Raw genomic sequence first — 21,986 nt, forward strand, 5'->3', positions numbered from 1 at the left:
AAGAACCTTTTTATTCTGGGAATTTTCACTATACTAATCATTTCTTCTTATACATTGTATCTCTTATTTCTCTTTCAGGAGGCTCTCGTGACTAAATCTTGTGTCTCCACTTGATGATGATTGGGGAACTGTATTTTTTCGATTCATTTATAAGAAATTTTTTAAAATTACTTTCAGTAGTGAACGAAGAATCGCTTTCACTCCAGCCTGCATAAAACCGAAAAGTTGAATTATTCAGCATGTTTAATGTCATCATATAAGTATCTTGAATGTCACCTGCTTTACCAGAACTTAAACCTGCGCTATTAAAATTCTTTTTAGGAACCATTATGGCCATTCCCAGTTCATCATTATTCTCACTTTGTTTGTCATAAGTATACAGAACGTTAGCATCTTCGATATTTAGGATATGGGAGGCAGCACTTTTCAATTTAACTATTCCGGTGACGAGTTTCGCCCCATTGGGTGCATTCTCAATAGTAACATTACTTTCGTAGAAATACTTGCCGGCCCATATCTTAATCTCTTCAGTCAGCTTTAATGGCGCAACTCCCGGAAGAACTTTCCACTCAGGATAAGTCAATTTTAAAATGCCAAGTAGTGGGCCGTCAGCCACGACGTCGAAAATTACTTTACCCATATTTAGTCCCCCCAGACGGATTAATGTGTCTCTTCCCTTATAAGGGAGCGATAAGGCAAGCGAACCCGCTCCCAATGAAGCGCCTACTTTTAATATATCCATGCCCCATACTGCCTGTTCATGATAGTTTATTTTTGGATTGATGCCCACATTATCCATCATCATTTTGGCTGTAGTTTTGCCCCAGATATCCTTTCCGTTACGAATGTCGAAATATAACCTGAAACCAACTTTGTCGTTTTCCCATGCCGGCCCTTCAGTTAAAAATGGAGGTAAAGGTGTTTTAGTAAAATCAGTTCCTAGCTGACCAGCGGGGATAGAATCATTTGTTAACAAAGGGCCAAATGTATCATCCGCATTTTTTCTGCGATGTCTCACGTGGACTCGTGCACCAGAAGGGCTACTACCAATCTTGCCGATAGAAACAGGCAATTTTATCTCCTCTTTACCAGCAAAGGATAAAAGCAAGTACGCCTCGTCCCATTTGCCGTCTTTATTTGTGTCAATATGCTGAACGACATTCACCCCGGCACTAAGGAACTTATCGGCCGGAATGAATCCAAACTTGTCTTCAAGGATAGCTCTGTTTAGTGTTATAAGTTCATCGTCTCGCTGAGAACTGTGCGGATTTTGGAGTATCAGTGTCTTTCTTGACGTGCAGGAGGCTAATCCCATTACAGCAGAAAGAAGCATGAAGGTAAATTTAAATCTTACAGAGATTCTTTTCATTGAGTACGTATATATCTTAGTTTTACTTTATTACAGGTCATCGTTTCTGGAGCAGAACAGGTTAATGGGTTATGAACAAAAAAATCCCTTTCATCTGTAATCCGGTTAAAGGCTTAAAACTTTATATCAGCTTCTCTGCTGCAATAAGTAAGCGCAGCGGGCCTAACAGTCCTGATTCCAGTAAAGGCGAATCTTTATCAAAATTCTTCCATACGGCGAAACCTATTCGTTCTCCTGGCTTGGGTTGATTATTTACATACCAGTCCGGAAGCTTTTTAATGAACCGATGCTCGCTGTATTCGTGCTCGACAGGCAGGTGCTCATCACCAATCAACCGGTTTTGCCAGAGATTGGTAACTTTAATTTCCAATTGGTTTGGACCTCGCTTTACTGCATCGGTAATATCTGCTATAAAGGGCTCCTTCCAGAGAACATCTACTTCCTTGCCGTTTATCTTTAATTCAGCAATAACCTCTACTCTTCCCAGATCTAAAAACAGCCGTTTTCCCGCTTGTAAATCATCGGCAGAAAGCATCATAATTTTAAAGTAAGAAGCGGTTCCCGAAAAGTGCTTCACATTAAAGTCCGGGTGGTCTTTCAGAGAAATGAGTTCAGAGAGCGTTATTTCCGCAGGGGCGCCTGTACCTTTAGGGAATTGCACTTTCCATGAACCTGAGATGCTTCTCGAATTGCATTGAGTGATCAATCCGATTTCTGTAACGGAGTTTGGGCCTTTCAGAGCGTATTTCCCGTTACTCCAGAAAAGGGCCTTTAGCTTGCCGTTGGGATTTACTGCCACTGAAGCTGAGGGAGTATTTATAGAATCTGGCAGTCCCTTCCTGAAAAGTGCTTCGATTTCTGCCCGAGAAAGTGCTTTTGTAAATAATTCCGGCTTAGTATGATTTCCCTCGAAGAAGCTTGTAAAATGGTCTTGAACCACAATAGTTTCTAATCCGGGATGAACGATAAAGGCTGAAGGAGTACCAGTGGATGCAGATTTACCGTTGATGAATAATGAGGGCTTAGCATTCTGGTAAACCACTGCGATATGTGTCCAGCCGCTTAATGGTTTTGAATACGAAAGGACCTCTCTTGCTCCGGTGCTTCTTTCATATACTCTTACCGCATTTTGTCCGGCTGATAAACCAAATGCAGCATGTCCTTTCCCATATACTTCTTCGCCTGCCGGAGGATGGAACAACATGCTCCTGCCATTATGAGCAAAAGTGTCTGGCTTTGCCCATACTGCTACCGTGAATGCATTTTGAACATCACGATATTTATCAGCATCCGGCTCCTTAAAAGGAGCGACGGATAGTACCTCTTTTCCATCTTTCAACAGAGCATTGTAAGCCGGTTTTGCATTCTTTCTAAAGACTATAAAACAGGAACCTGCGGGTTCCATCTCCAACGGAAGTATGGTTCGCCCATCTGATGTTTCATAAATCCCTGCTTCATAACTGCTGCCGTTGTCGCTGCTCCATATTTCCGGCTGTTTTCCGCTCAGGCGAAAGCTGCAGACTATACTCTCCTTACGCCGCCTGTGGTTTGACACGAAGTAGAACTCGATATCGCCAACAGTCTTATGAATATAATGAATTGCTGCATCCTGATTTTCTGAAGTAAAACTAAAATCCGGACTTATACTTAATTCTCCCAAAACTTCCTCTAGCGGTTTCCCCCAAATGATCCTGCCTTTACCAAAACTTCTTTCAGTGACAGATTCACCATCCAGATTACCATACAATTCCTGAACAATTTCTTGCACTTCTGAGTCTTTGGAGGATAAACCAAACGCCTTAGAAGGCTTGCTGCTCACCATTAGAACCATTCCGTCGGCAACTAAATCTTTAATTTTATTTAGAGATGATGGAAGGATTGCCTGCAAAGGCGCCATCAGGCAGAGCTGATAACTCATACCATCCGGCAAAACGATTTTACCGTTGGAAATTTTAAAACGTTTATGCAAAGCATCTGGCCCGCAGACGTCCCCTGAATAGCCTTTAGGTAATAATCTGTAAACATCAGGAACGCCTGACTCAGGGACATCGCCTTTAAAGTAACAGACGTCGGATACGGTTAAGCCCTGCTGCAATAAATATTGCGAGCGTTTTAGATAGCCGGTCCAGGCATGAGCCTGTTCTGTCCAGGTATTGTTCCTGTCGATATGCATACCGAAAGGCCCCATGGTCATGCCCGGCAACCCTGTTGTATACGGCTGATGAACAAAAGTGTGAAATACAAGCCTGTTAACGCCCAGGGTATAAAAGTAATCGCCTTCAGCTTTTAAAGAGTAAGGATAATCGGTCCACTTTGAAGTTGCCGGCATGGCGGTAAAAGCCTCGGCCGCAACGATCTTCTTTCCATATAAATGAGCGGATGACACAGCCTGCTTCGAATAAATATCACTTCCGTAGATATAGCGGGTCCAGAATTCGCACATCATAATATCAAGGTGCTGCCCAACCTGTAAACTGTCAAAATTACCGTCGCCATAAGGTTCTGCATAGAAATCCAGCCCGCGTTCATGGCATTTATCGGCGAAATGGCCGTAAAAGTTCTCAGCTAAAAGGTCGGCATGGATTTTCCTGATGTCCCATAAAAACCGTTCAGTATCTTCCACGCTTCCAACAATCCTGCCCGTCATTGCTGGCATCCATTTCATTAGTTCATAGTTTTTCCGCTGCTTAAATTCTTCCGGAAAGTTGATTGTCCAATTTTGCTTTCCGGCTTCCCAGCTATCTACAGTAATGCCCTTTAAGCCATTCCTCACACTTGTCTTAATCTTTCCGAGTAGTCTATCCAGAAAGGCCTCAAAATGAAGATCAAGTGCTGCTTTTCTAAACTTATCTAATTCCAGCCCTTTACCAGCATCCGGATGTGCTGCATTTTCTTCGCCCGTTGTGGTATGTCCGATTCTAAGGATGGTCCAGTTTCCTTCAGGCGCCTTCCAGCTTAGTCTCCCGTCCTCATTCATGAAGCGGCTGATGTCAAGTACTGTGTCGGGATTAATAATCAGGTCAGGCCCTAACGCGGGGGTATCGCCACTGAAGGTACCGTGTGTATTACTTGTTTTACCTGGCCAGCCGCCTAATCTCGGCCCATTATGTAATTCGATATCCGACAGCCATGTAGAACTTGTAACGCTTAAACGATAATACTTCGCTGAAACGGCGTTGAAGCTCAGGGCAGTTGGGGTATCCATTTCCCTTAATTCGGGGCTGGCTATCCTGCCAATGGGCCTGAAATCTACACCATCATGAGAAGTTTCCAAAAGAAATACCGGGGGATGATCCCGCGGGCCATCGAATAGATCGCGCGGCACTTCTGCCTTTCTTAATATAGTAATTGCACGTGCTTCAAAGGGCTCCGAAAATTCTAATACAATGGAGGCTCGTCCGGAATTTTCGCCTGTCCCGCCGCTATCTTTATCAAAGACTCCCGCCCCGATATTATAAGCCGTTGGGTCGCTACCTGCTGAGGCATTACTCACCTCAAGGCGGATTTTAGTTTCCGGATTTCTATCTGTTATTATGGTTTTATCTGTTTCTTTTCCATCTAACAGCACCCGAACCAGCCTGTCTTTCATCAAAAACTTTTCGGCCGTTAAAGAAGGATAAGCAATAACCCTCGCATCACGGTAGTAATTCTGCTTTGCGTACGGCCTTGGTAGCTGCCGGGTGATTTTGCCCCTACTACTTACCAAAGTTTCGGTCCAAACCAGTTGCTGCATACTCATCTCGGGAGTAATCCATGGTCCGCCGGCACCAGAATATCCCGGGGAATTATGAAGGTTAAATTCTATTCCCAGCCTTTGCGCCTCGGTAATTGCATGCACAGTAGCATCCATCCAATCCTCTTTAGCATAATCCACCGGACCCCGGGGTATACCAACCGCCGAATTAAAACAGATTGCTCCGCCAATACCCATACGCTTCATGGCTTCCAGGTCTTTTGTTATACCTTCTTTTGTGATATTGCCGTTCATCCACATATAAAAAACCCAGGGGCGGGCGGACTCGGGGGGTGATATGAAATGCTTTTCAAGATCCGAAATCGAGATTTCATCCAAGTTGCTTAATGTATCTGCTACTGCTTTTGGAAGCATTGGCATGAACATCATCCCGGCAGAGGTGATAATTGTGTTTTTTAGAAAGTTTCGGCGTTGCATTGAATTTATAAATGAGTATTCTCTTACCTGATAATAACTCATAAAGGCTACTCCTTGCGAAGCATACCCTTTATGAGTTGTATATTAATAATCTCTAACCATGGTTAATATTGAAGTTAAGAGAACATGTGCTATTTTGTATAAAACAATGTTCCAAATCCCGGATGGTCGGTTGCCTGAGCTCCACCTACAGAACCTTCGGGCCTTTTCATATCAGCCACCTGTTTAGTGTAAGGTGATGATATCCCTTTGCTCTTATAATGATTAAAAACCATTTCAAATATGGGGCGGTAAGTAGTACTCCTGGGCGATATCGCCGGATAATTATTGGCTGTAAGACAGGTTTTCCACGGAGTATAAGGTACAGTGTTTCCTAATTGATATTTGCAGAAATATTCAAACCCGGCAAGTAACCAGTTGTTGCCAATAGCAAATAAATCGCTGCCATTATTATATCCAACAATAGCCGCTTCTGCCATATCGCCCAAAGCTAACTGCCAGTGGCCATTGTCCCGACCTGTTTCGGTTTCCTGGCCGCTGCTCATAATATTTCCCAGAATTGAAGCACAACCATTAGTCATCAAACTTACTGCAGAATTAAACCTGGTTTGATCGCTTGCGAAAACTGCGATGGCTAGCTGACACTTAACGGCTGCCATTCCCCAATTCCCATCTAAAGAACCGGTTGGAGCACCACTGGGTTGCAGCCAGGACCACCACTTATTGAGAAACCAGGCCTGAGTTTTAGAAATATCAGCAGCTTTCCACAACAGGGAATTGTCATAACGCATAATTTCGGCGGCATTCACAAATTTAAAACCAGCAAGGCCTATAATCAACTGAGCGTCTTTGCCGGTAAAGGTGGTATTTGCATTAGTCCAGCCCCGTATGATTGCCAGTGCCTTGTCCCGATAAACTCCCTGACCTGTAATTTTCCACATCAGCGCCTGATGATACGCCGCATTACAGTCGTTTTCGAAAGCCGTTCTGTTAACATTGGTAGTTCCCCTGTCTAGCGTAGAAAAATATCCCTTCGGAACATAGGTGGATTTTGAAAAGCCGTCTGCAGAAAACTTGTCGTAACCTGCTTTCCATGGCGCCGCGTTGGCTGCCACTTTCGACTTCATCCGGGATAGATCGGCGGCAGTGTGTAAAATACCCGGATGTACAAAGGCAGCCGCCCTGGCTACTTCTTCTTTTGAGGATTGAACTTCTGCCACTTCCTGCGAAGCAGCGTTGTTATCTTTTTTACATGCTCCGGCAGATACTACTGCCAGACAACATAAAACTTTTAAAATTTTTTTCATTCTTGCTGGTTTATATGGTTATAAGAGGTTAAAAATTTTACTAAATCGATTTATTAAAGATTCGAAAAATATCCGGCGTATGATATTTTTTTGAAAATCATTTGTGTATGTAGAAATTTCTCTCTACAGGTTCAGCTGATTTCAGTTTTACACCTCCCTTATAACCCCATTGCCAGGCCACTATGGTTACTTTAACCGGAAATTTTGTACGTACCGGAATACGATTAAATTTCAGGATATTTCCAGATAGCTCTGCAGGGCCTTCCTTTACATAATAATACACCGGAACACCTGCACTTGAACTTGCATTTAATGTAAGTGATTTAACGCTATGATTTTGATCCGGGATTTGAGGAAAATCGATCGCCTGCTCTGCACCCTCGACGTTTCTTAAAGGGATTTTAATGTTAGCCTGTTGCACCGCAGACTTATACTTCCTGTCACCCGGATGACTTGCCATTAACCAGATATCGCCGGTACGTTTAGAATTGTTTAAACCCATCCGGTAAAAGCGAATAGTAAAAGTGGTGTCGTTTACCTTTTGGATAGGACCGCAAATGCGTGATATCGTTATCTTTCCCTTAGCATGGCTATTTGTCTGGGGACTACTCTGCGCAGAATCTATGAAAGCCGCGTTAACATGAAATGTGAATCCATCTTCAAGAGGTGTAAAAACCGGGCGGTAACCGACAAACGATCCGGCGCCTGGAAGTAGCTTCCCCTGCTGGGTATATCCTATATATTGGGGAACTTTCCCGCGTGATCTGCAGTAGTACTTTTCTGTCGCCCGGGCCATCTCTTTATCAAATGCCCAGAAAGCTTCGTCTCTATTCCCAGAATAGTGATGGAAAGAATTTGCAGAAGCGCTTAACGGCTCATTAAGCCTCCAGCGATCTACCAGCCAACCTTTTTGCGGACTGGCTGCCTTAAGACTAGCCGGGCCCTCCAATGGCATAATCGAGGGAAGCCTCGCCTTTGCTGCTTTTTTTATAAACATGCAAAGAAACTCAACCATCCCGTCCGAATAATCGAAATGACCGCGACCGGCGTCGGCAAGTAAAGCAATGGTAGACTGCGGATTATCTTTCTTAAACTGAATTGCAGGAAGAATCCGGCCTTCAAGCCATTCATATTCACCGATTACTATCAGACCCGGAATTCCGTCGATAGAACGCTTCCCCCAATCAGGATTAGGGCGACCGCTGCCGGTCATATTGGTTAAAGGGGCATCGCCATGGATGGCTAAAACCGCAAGCGTACGCTCCGGATTCCATGCGGCAAAATTCCAGGGATAGCTGGCAGCAGCAGAATGGCCGATAGGAACAATTGGAGCAAATGCCAATTCAGAATATCCCGAAATATCTGCAAGGCTTTTCATCATTTCATTAAAGTGAAGACCCGCTTTCCCGTTAAAATCGAATACAGGATCCAGAAAAGGGCTTACCCAAACTTCCGCGAAGCCGAGTTGCGTTAAGGTTTTGCGAAATTTTGTATGCTCTAAGATTCCCTCTTCCAACATATTATGCTGACCAACAACTACTCCCCTAACCTGCTTGCAATTGGGAGGTATCCATAGAAAGGCCGTTGGATGATCGGTGGTTTCGTTTGAAATTACGCCTTTTACTTCCACAGACCACTGCCAGTCGGCAGCATAGCCGGAACAAGAAATAAATAATACTGCAAAAAACAATGGAATAACCCGCTTCATAATTGAATATTTACCGAAAAAAACTGAACTGGATACAGGAGAGATCCTTCACACATAATTAATTTGCACAGATCTGTACGAGGTATTTGCGATAGAATCTCCCTATCGATTAAATACCACATCCTGAACATGTTCTCCTATCTTAATGTTCCCGGCTTTCGCATCTAAAACCAGCTTATCATTGATTCTTAGATTTTTGAAGCTGATATTTTTAATGCCGTGTGATGAATCCAAGCCGCTGATTATAGAAGCTGCGAGGTTAGTTCCCTGATAAGAGATATTTGTAAACGAGATGTTTTCAATTCCTCGTCCAGGGCCGGTATTGTATTTGGCATTGTTTACTACGCGTAAGTTTAATAATTGCCCCTCCTGAAAGTCGTCTACTCGAATGCTATTAAATCGGATATTTCTTACCAGATTAAAATCGCCGGCACTGATTGACATACAACCCTGGTAGTTCGGATCATCTTCATCCTGTTCGAGAATATCAATATTATCGAACAGAATATCTTCGATCACTTCCCCTGATGTTTTGGTGTTACCATGAAGTCCAATCTGAATAGGGTGAGCTACATCCGCCCAAAGAATGGAGTTTGTAATCTTATAATTACTCGCATCACCATAGAAGTCCCATCGATGGCCATAAATCGCTATACAATCGTCTGAAGTACGCAAAAAGACATCATCGATTAGTACATTACTGCAACTCATCAAATCTATTCCATCACTCCAGGGATTGGCGCTGAACGATTTGATATTCCTGATAATCAGGTTCGTAGAACCTCCCCCATAAATGGTATAATGTTTTGGATTTAGGACAATGATACCATCCACCTCTACATTTTTTGAATGACGTATTTCGACGCCTCTCATCGGTTGGTCGAGAATCCCTCTACCGATAACTTTAACATTTTCTATCCTGTCGCATACAAGTTTTGCCCGAACCACGGCTCCGCCAGCAATATAAACTGTCTTTCCGCTAGGGATATTAAACTCATCACCGGGAAGATCCGTTGGCTGATGGAGACCTGGACCAAAATAAATGACATTAGGGTCGTTCGGGTCCGGCTTAGTTGTTTCTATTGCATTTCCAAATACATGCAAATTATGCAGCCTGTCACCATCAAATTCAACAGATACTTTCTGAGGTTTATCAAGTGTAAAGAAGGCTGTCTTTCCGACGACTCTTACCGGGATACCATATGAAGAGGGACGCACTTTTACTTCATCAAAATCGCCATTATTCTTTCGTACAGCCACTTCAACAGCACCTGAAAAATCAAAATAAACCATAGAGGCATCCTGAAGCTTATCGAGATCTACCTTTACGTTGTACTCGAATAAGTCCTGCCACTCACCACCGGGCTTGCGAACCCGCACCGTATATTCATCGTTATGCTGCGTGTACATCACACCTGTCGGGGCAGGATAGGTAATTAACTCCTGAGCGTCGCTAATCAAGGCTGACATGATTAAAACATTTAAAACAACTACCTTTTTCATTATTTATAAGTTAAATTCTGTCTCTCCAAAACAACAGCATGGATATTCCTAATTTCATACTTCATCTACTTGTAGACTTTTAAATTATCAAAAAAAACAGTTGTTGTTTTTTCTTTGATGCCTGATGAAACCTGAATTCCGACATACAGAGATTTTTTTAAGGGAATAATTTCTTTTCCGCTTTCCGTCCATGTCTTCCCGTCTGCAGAGCCTGATGCTGTAAACGTGTTATCTTTACGTTCCAGTTTTAACCAGTAGTATCCTGTTAACCTGCCATACGTAACTGTTGGTTCTGACAATACAGTGCCCTGATTAATTATAGCTGAAGGACTTCCAGCAGTTTGACGTGTCATAAATCTTAAGTGCCAGCCAAGTGCTTCGATTTGCGATGTTTTGCCCGGGTAAATAATTAGCGAGCTGTAGGCAGAATTATCAGAGAAACCATCCCGTATCATCACCCCAAAACTCGAGAATTGTGAGCTCGGCTGAGGCACAAATCGTAAAACAATACTGCCGTTTCCTTTGAGCGACTGATATGTATAATGGAACTGATCTGCAAGACTATCTAAGCCCATTCCGGCTCCTTCAATAGTAAACTGTTTTCCGTCAAAACCGGTATTTACAGAGAGTTTACCTGTCCCAATGCTCTTTTGGCTCCATCTGTCAGGGGGGCCTGCACTTACTCCTGTTTCCATTGCATCGGAGCTATGACCTTTTTCGTTGGATGCAGAAACTGTATAATAGTAAACCCTGCCTGATTTAATGGCTTTATCGGTATACTTTGCATTGGCTATATTGCTAGCGATTACCTTATAAAGTCCACCACTTTTCGCGGCTCTTTTTACGGTATATGTTTGTGCACCAATGGATTCTACCCAGGTCAGTTGTATATCTTTCTCTGAGCCTGATGCGATAATTGCCCCAGGCGAAGCAGGTTTTACTTCCCGAGCCTCAGAAACTGCATTCTCTTTGGACCTGGTAAAAAACAAAGTTCCGTACCCGGGATGATCTGCTCCAGGACGTCCAGGACCTTCAGGTCGAATTTTTTCTGCTGCCTGCTGTGTGAAAGAGGCAGGCAATCCAATACGATTTACATAATGGTTGTACACTTGCTCATAAACCGCACGAAGCGGACCTCTGTCCTGCCTCGCTATAGTTTGATGAAAGTATTTACCTGTATGGTCCAATGTAGTAACAAAAGGGACTTCATTGCCCAAGTTGAATTTGGCCACGTATTCGAAGCCTTTCAGCAACAGATTATCAGCATAGCCATATAAATTTAATCCCTGGTGCCATGCAATCTCTGAAGATTCGGCAAGCATACCGATTCCTAATTGCGTATGCCCCTGGTCCCGACCGCTTTCTTGGATCTGGCCATCCTGATTGATTATATAATGACTCAATCTTCCATTGCCATGACCATTAACATAGTACCGTAATGCACGTTCATATATTAATCTGTCATTACAAAAAACACCTATAGCCATCACCGTTTTAATCGCCGCTGCATCCCAGTTTCCGTTGGCAAAAGGTGCAAAATCTTTAATTACCGGGTAGATAACCTCTTTAAAATGCTTTTCAGTTTGCTTGATGTCTGCATCAGACCAACTGGCATTTGTATAACGCAAAATCTCCGCAGCATTTACCATTTTAAAAGGTCCTAATCCGGCCATTAATACCGCATCGCGACCGGTTATCGACTTCAATGTTGAGGACCAGGCGTTGACAATTTCCTTTGCTTTTTCTGCATACGCTTTTTCGCCTGTTATGGCCCACATCACCGCATTTTGATGAGCTGCATTTGCATCAGTATCATAAGTGCCCTGACCAACAGTCGGATTCCTGCCTACCATCGCCATTGGCCCCTGCATTTTATAGGTGTTTTTTGAAACCGGGTTTTCTGCGAAAACTTTAAAGCCGCTGTAAATAGGTTCCTGCTTTTCAGCGACAGCTATCTTCATTCGTTCTAAATCTTCTTTACTATGAAGAATTCCAGGATGACTAAAAGATTGACTTGAGGCAACTCGGGTGATGGTACAAATTGCGAGAGCAATACTAAACGAAACTAAGGTTCTCATATTATTTTTTTAAATCCCAATAAACAACATACCGTTCCCTGTGAATATCATAAAGAGGTCTGAGCAGAACACCTTCCTTTATAGTCTTAAAAGTGAGATTCTGACCTGAAACCGGTTTTATAGCAGAATTTAACTTTGTGGTGTCCAATGTTAAAGATTTGGTAATTCCTGCCGGAACATTATAGTTATATGTATAATAGTCGTTGTATAGAAGCGGATTTGAGTAGGGTGCCTTGTGAATAAAATTATCTGTTCCCATCACTCCTGCCAACACAATCGGGCCGTAAGCAAAAGTAACTTTATCATGGTTACCATTTGCTGCAACTGACTGCAAAGCCATTGGGAAATTTACTTCCACCTTATCTCCTCTTTTCCAAATTCTTGACAAAGAGATGTAGTTGCCAGGTTGAGCACTAACTTTTACAGTTTTTCCATTAACTTTTACAAGTGCCCCGTTCTTCGCCCATGAAGGATAACGGATATTTATAAGAGTATTTCCGGAACTGCTGGAAAGAATAGTAAATTTTGAAACTCCTTCTTGTGGGAACCGGGTTTCCTGTTTTATGGAAATCCCTTTCTCCTTCCAGTTTAATTCGGAAGATATAAACTGATTTACATAAACAGCATTGTCGCTGTGATAATATATCGCTTCACCATATTTAGCATGATTTTCAAAGCCGCTGCCTACGCAGCACCAGAAGGAACTGTCGGGTGTGCTATAAACCTTGTGAGCGCCCGGAAGCATTGGAAGAAAATAGGAGATCATCCCTGTTGCAGGGTCCTGTTGACCTAAAATATGATTGAAAAGAGCTTTCTCGTAATAATCAGCATATTTGACATTTGCTGTATGTGTATACAGATGTCGAGTCAGCTTAAGCATGTTGTATACATTGCACGATTCGCCGGTATAACCTGTTAAATGATTTGTAAGATCATCAGCTTTAAAGAACTTTTCCTTATCGCTGTTACTCCCTGTTACAAAGGAGTGGTGATCTGTAACCGTCTGCCAGAAAAAAGAAGCAATTTTATCACCATCTCCTTTGGCTTCCAGTTCATACTCGCGGGCCATCCCTAAAAGCTTGGGAATATATGTATTAGCGTGTTTCTTTTCGAGGATATCTTGTCCCTCTTTAAGAGGATCCAACATTTCATTATGATAGAAAAACTCTGCAACCCATTTGTATTCCGGCTTTCCTGTAATAGCATAGAGATTATAAAACGATTCATTAATACCGCCAAACTCATTCCTTAGCATTATCACTCTTTGTTCAGCCGTTACAGGTTTCAATTTATTGTAAGCCCATGACCCCATTTTTGAGACCACCTCCAATGCCTGCTTATTATTACAGTAAAGGAATTGGTCTATTAAGCCGGAATAAATTTTATGTAATGTATACCATGGCGCCCATACTCTTTTACCTTCAAGATTCCTATTTATCAGTTCCTGAGGATATGCGCTTAAATATCCGTCCTGATTTAATACTTTTTGAACTTCTGCGAGTCCCGACACCAAGCTATCTGCTTTGATTTTATATCTTTCATCACGGGTGGAAGCATACATCAAAGCCAATCCAGAAAGGATATGACCAGTAGAATGCCCTCTAAGCTCACAATCCAATGATTCCCATCCACCAAGCTTTTTCATGGTAAAATAACCACCTTCGTTTCCACTATAAATTCCCGCATTGGTTCTGAAGCTGTGCAGCAGCTGGTTGGCACCAATGGATAAAAGCCATTTTTGCTCGCGCTCCATATTTTCCTTAAAGCGACCGTCGAGTAATTTTACTTCATCCAAATCAAAGCTGGAAACGGCCGGTTTTAATTTATCCTTTATGATGAATTTACCTTTGTGTTGTCCGGGATAATGCGACTGAGCATTTACTCCTAAAGAAATTATTAATATAGGAAGGAAAAAAACGTATCTTTTCATCAGTATTCAATTTATTTATGCTTTGTCCAAGGCCGAATTATATACCAGCCTCCTCATATAGGTAATAATCGCAATTTAAGAATTATCACTAAACCGATTTAGTAAAAATTTAGTTACGGATGATTAGCTCCTGCCACTCCAAGTTTATATTCTAAATACCATTTTTCTGTGCATCTTTAACTTTATAAAACTTTGCACCAAATGAGAAGATCACGATGTAGCAAATGATAGGCAGATAATATGCTTGGGCTACGCCCACGTTATCGGCAACTTTGCCCATAATAAAGGGAAAAAGCGCCCCGCCTACAACGCCCATCGAGATAAAGGAGGATGCCTGTTGAGTATGCCTTCCAAGATTTTTAAGACCCAAACTGAAGATCGTGGGGAACATAATACTGAAAAAGAAATTTATTAATAGCAGAGCTATAAACGAAGGCCATCCAAAGTCCTGAGCGACGATAATACACATCAGTATGTTCGCAAGCGCAAAACTTGCCAGTAAAGTTGCAGGTGCAATAACCCGCATTAAAAAAGTACCAATGAAGCGTCCTGAAAGCATCATAAACATAAACAACACCATATACTTACCTGCAGTGGCTTCACTAAATCCCATTTGTTCATGACCGTAGTTAATGAAAAATGCCCAGGTTCCGCTTTGAGCGGCTACGTTAAAAAACTGAGCTGCTACCGCCCACCTGAAATGAGTATGTTGGAATAGTTTCTTTCCTGGCGCTCGGTCAATATTTACAGCATCTCCATCAGCAGAAACAGCATGAGGATCAGATGTGGGAGGTACCTTTACAAAAGAAAATGAGATTGCGATTAAGGCGATCAGCCCGCCAATAATTAAGTATAAAATTTTGACAGATGTAAGATCCGTGCTGCCTGGTGTATAATTCTGGAATAAAAAATAAGATCCGATTGCAGGTCCGAGCATCGCTCCCACTGCGTTAAAAGATTGGGCAAAATTAACTCTTTGATCGCTGGTTCGCTGATCTCCTAAAGCTGCCATGAATGGGTGTGCCACGGTTTCAAGAGTAGATAAACCGCATCCCAGGATAAATAGAGCTATACCAAAAAAAGTAAATGAAGCTATATTCGCTGCAGGTACAAAAAGAAAGGCGCCAGTGGCAAAGAGGGTCAGCCCCAATAAAACTCCTTTTTTATAGCCAAATCGTTTCATAAATAATCCGGCCGGAATACCCATGACAAAATAGGCGCCAAAGATTGCGAACTGCACAAATGCAGACTGACTTCTGCTTAGGCTCAGAGTGCTTTGAAAGTGTCTGTTTAAAATATCAGCCATCGTAATAGCGATCCCCCAAAACATAAACAAGGATGTGACGAATATTAAAGTAAGCAGGAATTTCTTTTCAGTAAATGCGGGTTTACTTGGTACTGACGGTTCAATTAAAGTTTTTTCTGATATCATAAGGAATTATTTAGGAAAGTTTTTTGCACTTCGAAATGAAAATCAGCTCGTAAGTACATTTGGTTTACAATAAATTAAATGTATAAATATCGACTAACAAATTACAATTGGTTCTTCATTCTTAATGTTCCTGCCTTTTGTTAAGCTCGAAACTCTAATTTTCTTAACCTTTTCAGATGTCACGAAATAACCTGCCCCCTTAATATACGAAACCAAATCTTCTTTCAACAGCTGCCTGTAAGCCCTTTCGATCGTCATAGCTGAGACAGCATATTCCTCACTCAATTCTTTTACTGAAGGTAAGCGAATGTCCGTATTGTAAATTCCACGAAGTATGTCGTCAACCATTTTCAAATACACTTGCTTATGAGGTGGTGTTTCTGATAAAAAATTCACTTTCATTTTAACTATTTGACAATGTAAAAACTCTGTTCAATTGGCTTTGCAGACTTTAATTCAGGTTCGATATTTCTACCCCATTGCCATGCAACAACAGTTACTTTTAGAGGATATTTTGCTCTAGGGGTAACCTTAGTGAATTGCAAAAGATTATTCTGAATCTCTGCAGGGGCCTTCTTTTAAAACGACGCTTTTAACTTTTACAGACCACTGCCATTCAGCGGCCGAGGTATCGCCCCAAACAAGAAACAGCAAACTTAAAAGGCTTGATGTTTCTGATCATCTTTTGGCTATTTTTTTATTGCATTAAGCCATATTGCCTGTCCACCAGAAGGAAGCAACTTAGCATCGACAACAGTTTTATAATCCACCTTCTTTTTGATAATTCCCACTTTAGTTGCCGATTGGGCTGTCGGATCATCCGAATATATAGTAGCGATATACCTTTCACCCTTTGGCAAAAAGCTTAGGGAAACTTTTAGAGTCCGTGCATCGTTATTGGTTAAAGTACCCACAAACCAATCACGACCTTTTCTTCTGGCTGTTGTGATGTATTGTCCGGGAGTTCCCTGGATAACCTGAGTTTCATCCCAGGTGGTAGGAATCTTATCCCAAAACTCAAGTTCAGGTTCATCTTTAGAAAGAGCAGGCTTATCGTACCAATACAAAGTCTGCAAAGGACTGTAATAAACCGCAGCCATCGCCAACTGATGGGCGTGGGTAGTTTTTATCCGTTCATCGTAATAGCAAATTGTATAATCGGCCGCACCCGCAATGTACCTGGTAAAGGGCAACACTGTATTATGTGTTGCATCCGGCATTTCTTCGTTACCACGAATTCCTTCAGAAGTTACCAGATTTGGCCAGGTACGTTGTTCACCCGTCGGGCGCCAGTCATCATGAATGTTCACCATGATTTTTGCATCAGCAGCCTGTTGTATGGCTTTTTCAATCCAGGTTGTCCAGCGATGAGAACCAACCTGCGCAAAACCAAATTTCACTCCCTTGACGCCCCATTTTTGGTAAACTTTAAACAAAGAATCTGATTGTGCAAACAAAGCTTGCTGATTTACGTATAGCCATACGCCAACATTTTTTTCTTTTCCATATTGGATGATTCCCTGCAAATCGAAATCGGGTATTGCAACATTCGTGGCATCAGAACTGAAAGAAAATGCCGGCCCGTACCATTTCCAATCGAATAAAACATATTGCAGGTTGTGCTTTACAGCAAAATCAATATTTGCTTTGGCATCTGCAGTGGTTTGGGTCATTACCCTGATGATTTTACCGGCTTTAAGCCAGCTTTCGTCTTTAATTTTAGAGCCCTCGTTTAAATTAAGAATCAGATGGTTATTTTCTATCAAATCCCCAGCTTTCTCTGCAACCATTATAACCCTCCACGGAGTTCCAAAAGGAGAAATTAAATCGGCCGGTGTATACATGGATGTTACTATTGTATTTGGCTTTACAGAACTTAATTTAAATTTTGTGCGGGCATAATCAACCATCTGCGCTTCTGCAAGGCAGGCATATAATCCATTAGACAATTCTACAGTTAAGGGACGTTCACTTTCATCAGGCCAGTTATTCAATGGCAATAGTTTGTAAGGCGCTTGTGCCCATGATGCATGCCATACCTTGCTGCCTTCGGGCAAAGAAAACTCAGTGTTCTCTGCCATTATCCTGTAATAGGTCCCTTTTTCATTTTCAGGAAAAAAATACCTTAAGGCTACTCCTTCGTTATAAGCCCTGATTTCGATATTTACCGGATAGATGGGATTGTCATCTTTTACAGCATTTACAGTTAGTGCATTATAATTATCTCTTATGCTCGCTTCCTCTCCATGCACAGGAATCCAGGTAGTGTCTTTTGAAGATCTGACAACTTTACTAATCGTTAAATTTTCAAACCATTTAGTATGTTTGTCCACTTTCAGAGCCATCGCTCTTTCCGACAGGTTATTATCTAATTGCAAATCCAACTCAGACTCATTAATCACCTGCTTGTTTTTATAACTCACCTGATAATACATAATCCTGCTTGCCGGTGTCCCTTTTTGATAAAACTTTACAGAAAGGTTTTTATCTGGAGACAGAAGAGTCACTTCGGAGCTAGCAATAAGGCCCTGACCGAAACACGTAAATACACTTAAGATGGCAATAAAAGAGCAATATAATTTCATGTTCGTCTTTATTCAATGAGAGGTTTATAATTATAATGGAGAGTATAGATTTTTTCCGCTTTTAAGCTTTTTAAGTCGTAATAATGCTTCTATATAATAATAATCGGCATAGATAATTGAAGCATCAATCTCAGAATTATTGGGTTTATGGCCTGTTGAATGCAATAGAAACGCTGAATTTTTATCTTTACTTAGATACCTGTCAGATGATAATTCTTCCAGCATCTTTTCCGCTTTAATCTTGTACATGTCAGCTTTAGTTTTATCCTGGACTAAAGTGGATAATTCGAGCAAAGCAGATGCAGTTACTGCTGCTGCTGAAGCATCTCGCGGGGCATTTGGAATATTAGGATCACTAAAATCCCAGTATGGAATGAAATCGGAAGGAAGCCTTTCCAAATAAACGTCAGAAACCTTTTGAGCAAAATCCAGAAATGCAGGATTTTTGGTCTCGCGATAGCACATTGTATAGCCATAAATAGCCCACGACTGCCCCCTGGCCCACATTGTCTCATCTGCATAACCCTGATGAGTTACCGCTTTAATCTTCTTCCCTGTATTCTTATCGTAAACCACTACATGATACGAGGTAAAATCAGGACGAAATTGATTTTTCATCGTGGTTTCGGCGTGCTTAACGGCAATATCATAAAGTCGTTGACTTCCCCCATTCTTTGATGCCCAAAAAAGCAATTCAAGATTAATCATGTTATCCATGATGGTATTATGTTGAGGCCATTCCATGTTTGGGACCGGTCTGGGCCACGACAAAATGGTTCCAACGTTTGGATTAAACAGGGTAGCAAGCGTATCCGCCGTGCGTAGAATAATTGATTTGTATTCCGGGTTGCCGGTTAAACGATAGCCATTACCAAAACTATTAAATATCATAAATCCCAGATCATGATCTATTGCAGGCATCGCTGAAAGAGGAGTCAGCACCCTACTAAATCTATCAGCTTCCAACTTCCATTTCTCACCTTTGGTAGCTTCGTAAAGATACCATAAGGTGCCTGGCCAAAAACCGCTGGTCCAATCTTGATATGAAACATAGCGCCATGTTGCTAGTCCTTTATTTACATTGCGCGGCAAAATCGAATCTCCTGAAGGTGGAATCGACTGAAGTGTTTTAGCAGCCTGATCTTCCAGATAGCTGAAATGCTTGTTATTAATAAACTTTGCACTGCCACAAGCTGTCAGCAACGGTATTAGCAATAATATTAAAAGTTGCTTACTATTTATAGTCATACTCTGTACTCAATTACTTTTCAAAGATTCTTATTTGCTTTTGATGAAATAACTTTCAAAATTAACGATACTAAACCGATTTAGAAACATTATAATCACTTTTGAAGAATTTTCAAGTAAATTTGGTTGTTAGGTAAAACCTAATAAAAAAGCTGCAACTTTTTATATGAAAATACAAAATATAAGCATCATTAACCTACAATTTGTTAATCAATGTTGTTCCGGAATCTAAGCTTTTCAAGTTAGTTTTTGCTCAATTGAAAGGATTATAATCTGTAGATCCAATATCTGCAGTTTTCGAATGCATTGTACATTTACAAAGCCTTGAATCAGAGGTTTCCATCTAAGAGCCAACAGTAAAATTATAGAGCAGGGCCTTTAAATTGAATATTTTTAACATGTTCGCCTACAATCTTCATCCCGGGAGAGTCTTTTGTTAAGGGCTGTCCATAACGAATGACATTTTCGAAGATGATATTCGAAACATCTTTGGTATTAGAGATACCTTGCAGCCATATTGCACCGGGTTCGCGCTTTTTTGCATCCTCTGTTCCCGTTAGTGTAATATTTTTGAAAGTTACATTATGAATATATGGTCCGTCTGCCTTGATAGGGACAAATCCACCATAACCACGGCTTCCCATACCTCGCCTTCCTGGACCTACTTTAATATTATTGGGCCTAGGAACTTCTATGGGGCGAGTACCCACGAGAGGCTGTTGTGTAAGAAGCTTAAACATGTTTACTCTTCCTTCACCATTTATCCGAATATCTTCAAAGGACAAATTCTCCATTGGCATAAAGCCTGTGGGATGGAGGTAAAATACTTGGACTTGTGGCCGGTCAGGAAAGTGTATTACGTCAATGTTTCTCGCGGTAAAGTTTCTAACACCGGGACTACTGCTCTCAGTAGCAATACGGAATATGTTGGCAAAATCAACCCAAAAAGTACAGTTTTCAACCACAATATTCTCACAGGGCCTGGAGCCTGCCTCCCCTCCGACTCTGGTAGTCCCTTTAGGAGAGATGGCATCATCATCTAAGCGAAAAAAACAATTCCGGATGGTCACATTACTGGAATTGCAGGGATCCACGCCATCGTCATTACCAACCCGTGAACCAGCAATACGTACCCTATCTATTAATACCCGATCGCATCTCTGCGGAACAATTGTCCAGTAATATGATCCTTTTAAAATAACATCCTTCATCTGAAAATTATTGCAATCAGTCGCATTAATCATAAAATCATTTGGACCAGCATTATGTGCCCAGTCTGATCCATCCAAAATGCCACGTCCCATAATGCGGATGTTATCGCCGGTTGCATCGACCCCTGCATTTACTACTGCTCCTCCTGCAATATATAAAGTCTGGTTGCTTTTAAGCTTAATTAGCCCGTTCTGCGGATTATGAATACCTGGTCCAAAATAAATAACATTTGGATCGGACTTTTTGGGAATTTCTTGTTCCAACTCGTTACTAAACAACAGTAAGGGACTATTTTGCCCCATTGGTTCGAAAGAGAGATCCACAGGTTTATCCAAACGAAACGTAGCTTCATTACCGTTTATAACCGGCTTTATTCCAAGTCGGGCTGGCAGAATAATAAGATTACTGAGTGGAAATGCAGATTTTATTTTGACGGTTACCGATCCGTTAAAGTCAAAATATGAAATGGAATATTTCTTGTCATCATGCTGAGTAATAGCAGGATAAACTGGCACTTTTTTACCATTTACTTCGATTGAATAGTCCAGTGATATCGGTTCGCCTTTAGGTGCAGGATAATTTTCAACTTGTCCAAAGACCAACAGATTAATTAGACTTAATACTGTCAATATTATTGAGCTTTTACATTTGTTCATAAAATTAATTATTTAAAAGTGAAGAACTTATCGGCAAAGCCGGACTATCGTTTTCTTTATGTAATCGTTACTAACCAATATATAAACCACAAATAACGCCCTACTTGCCTTCCTAATCCAATGCGTCATACAACAAATCTAATAACCTAAATCGATTTAGCAATAACTTTTCGCTTTTTATCTGATATAATTTTTTTCGAATAATTACCAGGCCAGCTACATTGCATTTTTTTCAAGTTTTACTAAAAGATCCGGATTAGATAGAGAATTATATTTGAGAAGATATATTAATGAACGCTTTATGGAAATCTCCTTCGGATAAATCCGCTTGGTTATGACCTAAAGAGTGACATCTACAAAAAGTTTTTTGAAAATCAGGAATCATCCGAGGACTGGATATTTTAAGTAAACAACAATCTGCTAATTTCTCCCCCTTACCATCAAGTAATAGGCTTAGCGCTATCCAGAGTGTAAAAAACTCAATTAGAATCTGACTATCCCTATTCCGATATATAGTGGGCGACTGGCCCCGGGAATTGTCGTTCCCATTAGATTGAATAAATATGATAGTTATCCGCGGCATCAAAACCTAGCTCAATACAAACAACGTTGTGTTGCAAGTTTTAGAGAATAACGAGAATGGAGATAAAACAGACCGAAAAGCTAAACTTAGTAAAAAGAAATTTTGATCCATTTCACTGTTTTCTTATTTTTATAGTAACATTTTAATGTATGAAAAATCTACTCATCTTTTTTTTTACCTGCATTATTGGCACTGGAGCCCTAT

Annotated in this window: 12 protein-coding genes; all 12 read right to left on the reverse strand. The window is 41.2% G+C overall.

All coding sequences use genetic code 11. The annotated features are described in order from the left end of the window. Positions 1 to 91: 91 nt before the first annotated feature. On the reverse strand, positions 92 to 1,369 hold the full coding sequence (locus tag WG906_RS04600) for a DUF4861 family protein (protein ID WP_339991347.1): 1,278 nt from the start codon (positions 1,367 to 1,369) through the stop codon (positions 92 to 94). Positions 1,370 to 1,490: 121 nt separating this feature from the next. Then, positions 1,491 to 5,540: a glycosyl hydrolase gene (locus WG906_RS04605; RefSeq protein ID WP_339991348.1), complete on the reverse strand. Its 4,050-nt coding sequence runs from the start codon at positions 5,538 to 5,540 to the stop codon at positions 1,491 to 1,493. 131 nt (positions 5,541 to 5,671) lie between these two features. Continuing rightward, positions 5,672 to 6,847: an alginate lyase family protein gene (locus WG906_RS04610; RefSeq protein WP_339991349.1), complete on the reverse strand. Its 1,176-nt coding sequence runs from the start codon at positions 6,845 to 6,847 to the stop codon at positions 5,672 to 5,674. 97 nt (positions 6,848 to 6,944) lie between these two features. Next, on the reverse strand, positions 6,945 to 8,555 hold the full coding sequence (locus WG906_RS04615; RefSeq protein WP_339991350.1) for a hypothetical protein: 1,611 nt from the start codon (positions 8,553 to 8,555) through the stop codon (positions 6,945 to 6,947). A 102-nt stretch (positions 8,556 to 8,657) separates the two neighbouring features. Further along, positions 8,658 to 10,058, reverse strand: coding sequence for a glycosyl hydrolase family 28 protein (locus WG906_RS04620; RefSeq protein WP_339991351.1), 1,401 nt, complete (start codon positions 10,056 to 10,058; stop codon positions 8,658 to 8,660). Between the two features lie 65 nt (positions 10,059 to 10,123). Next, positions 10,124 to 12,136, reverse strand: coding sequence for an alginate lyase family protein (locus WG906_RS04625; protein WP_339991352.1), 2,013 nt, complete (start codon positions 12,134 to 12,136; stop codon positions 10,124 to 10,126). 1 nt (position 12,137) lies between these two features. Beyond that, entirely contained in the window at positions 12,138 to 14,066 is a 1,929-nt protein-coding gene (locus WG906_RS04630) for a glycoside hydrolase family 127 protein (protein WP_339991353.1), read from the reverse strand. Positions 14,067 to 14,217: 151 nt separating this feature from the next. Next, positions 14,218 to 15,498, reverse strand: coding sequence for an L-fucose:H+ symporter permease (fucP, locus tag WG906_RS04635; protein ID WP_339991354.1), 1,281 nt, complete (start codon positions 15,496 to 15,498; stop codon positions 14,218 to 14,220). Between the two features lie 93 nt (positions 15,499 to 15,591). Beyond that, the gene (locus WG906_RS04640) at positions 15,592 to 15,900 is read right to left on the reverse strand and encodes a winged helix-turn-helix domain-containing protein (RefSeq protein ID WP_339991355.1); all 309 of its coding nucleotides are present in this window, start codon (positions 15,898 to 15,900) and stop codon (positions 15,592 to 15,594) included. A 287-nt stretch (positions 15,901 to 16,187) separates the two neighbouring features. After that, on the reverse strand, positions 16,188 to 18,083 hold the full coding sequence (locus WG906_RS04645; protein ID WP_339991356.1) for a glycoside hydrolase family 97 protein: 1,896 nt from the start codon (positions 18,081 to 18,083) through the stop codon (positions 16,188 to 16,190). A gap of 30 nt (positions 18,084 to 18,113) precedes the next feature. Continuing rightward, the gene (locus WG906_RS04650; protein WP_339991357.1) at positions 18,114 to 19,331 is read right to left on the reverse strand and encodes a glycoside hydrolase family 88 protein; all 1,218 of its coding nucleotides are present in this window, start codon (positions 19,329 to 19,331) and stop codon (positions 18,114 to 18,116) included. Between the two features lie 362 nt (positions 19,332 to 19,693). Then, the gene (locus tag WG906_RS04655; protein ID WP_339991358.1) at positions 19,694 to 21,199 is read right to left on the reverse strand and encodes a glycosyl hydrolase family 28 protein; all 1,506 of its coding nucleotides are present in this window, start codon (positions 21,197 to 21,199) and stop codon (positions 19,694 to 19,696) included. Positions 21,200 to 21,986: the final 787 nt, after the last annotated feature.

Origin of the sequence: Pedobacter superstes (assembly GCF_037622515.1) — a bacterium.
Taxonomy (GTDB): Bacteria; Bacteroidota; Bacteroidia; order Sphingobacteriales; family Sphingobacteriaceae; genus Paradesertivirga; species Paradesertivirga superstes.

Excerpts from the sequence above, each read along its gene's own strand:
- WG906_RS04600 (WP_339991347.1), bottom strand. The coding sequence starts at position 1,369 with ATGAAAAGAATCTCTGTAAGATTTAAATTTACCTTCATGCTTCTTTCT.
- WG906_RS04640 (WP_339991355.1), bottom strand. The coding sequence starts at position 15,900 with ATGAAAGTGAATTTTTTATCAGAAACACCACCTCATAAGCAAGTGTAT.
- WG906_RS04650 (WP_339991357.1), bottom strand. The coding sequence starts at position 19,331 with ATGACTATAAATAGTAAGCAACTTTTAATATTATTGCTAATACCGTTG.
- WG906_RS04625 (WP_339991352.1), bottom strand. The coding sequence starts at position 12,136 with ATGAGAACCTTAGTTTCGTTTAGTATTGCTCTCGCAATTTGTACCATC.
- WG906_RS04615 (WP_339991350.1), bottom strand. The coding sequence starts at position 8,555 with ATGAAGCGGGTTATTCCATTGTTTTTTGCAGTATTATTTATTTCTTGT.
- WG906_RS04630 (WP_339991353.1), bottom strand. The coding sequence starts at position 14,066 with ATGAAAAGATACGTTTTTTTCCTTCCTATATTAATAATTTCTTTAGGA.
- WG906_RS04620 (WP_339991351.1), bottom strand. The coding sequence starts at position 10,058 with ATGAAAAAGGTAGTTGTTTTAAATGTTTTAATCATGTCAGCCTTGATT.
- fucP (WP_339991354.1), bottom strand. The coding sequence starts at position 15,498 with ATGATATCAGAAAAAACTTTAATTGAACCGTCAGTACCAAGTAAACCC.
- WG906_RS04655 (WP_339991358.1), bottom strand. The coding sequence starts at position 21,199 with ATGAACAAATGTAAAAGCTCAATAATATTGACAGTATTAAGTCTAATT.
- WG906_RS04610 (WP_339991349.1), bottom strand. The coding sequence starts at position 6,847 with ATGAAAAAAATTTTAAAAGTTTTATGTTGTCTGGCAGTAGTATCTGCC.
- WG906_RS04645 (WP_339991356.1), bottom strand. The coding sequence starts at position 18,083 with ATGAAATTATATTGCTCTTTTATTGCCATCTTAAGTGTATTTACGTGT.
- WG906_RS04605 (WP_339991348.1), bottom strand. The coding sequence starts at position 5,540 with ATGCAACGCCGAAACTTTCTAAAAAACACAATTATCACCTCTGCCGGG.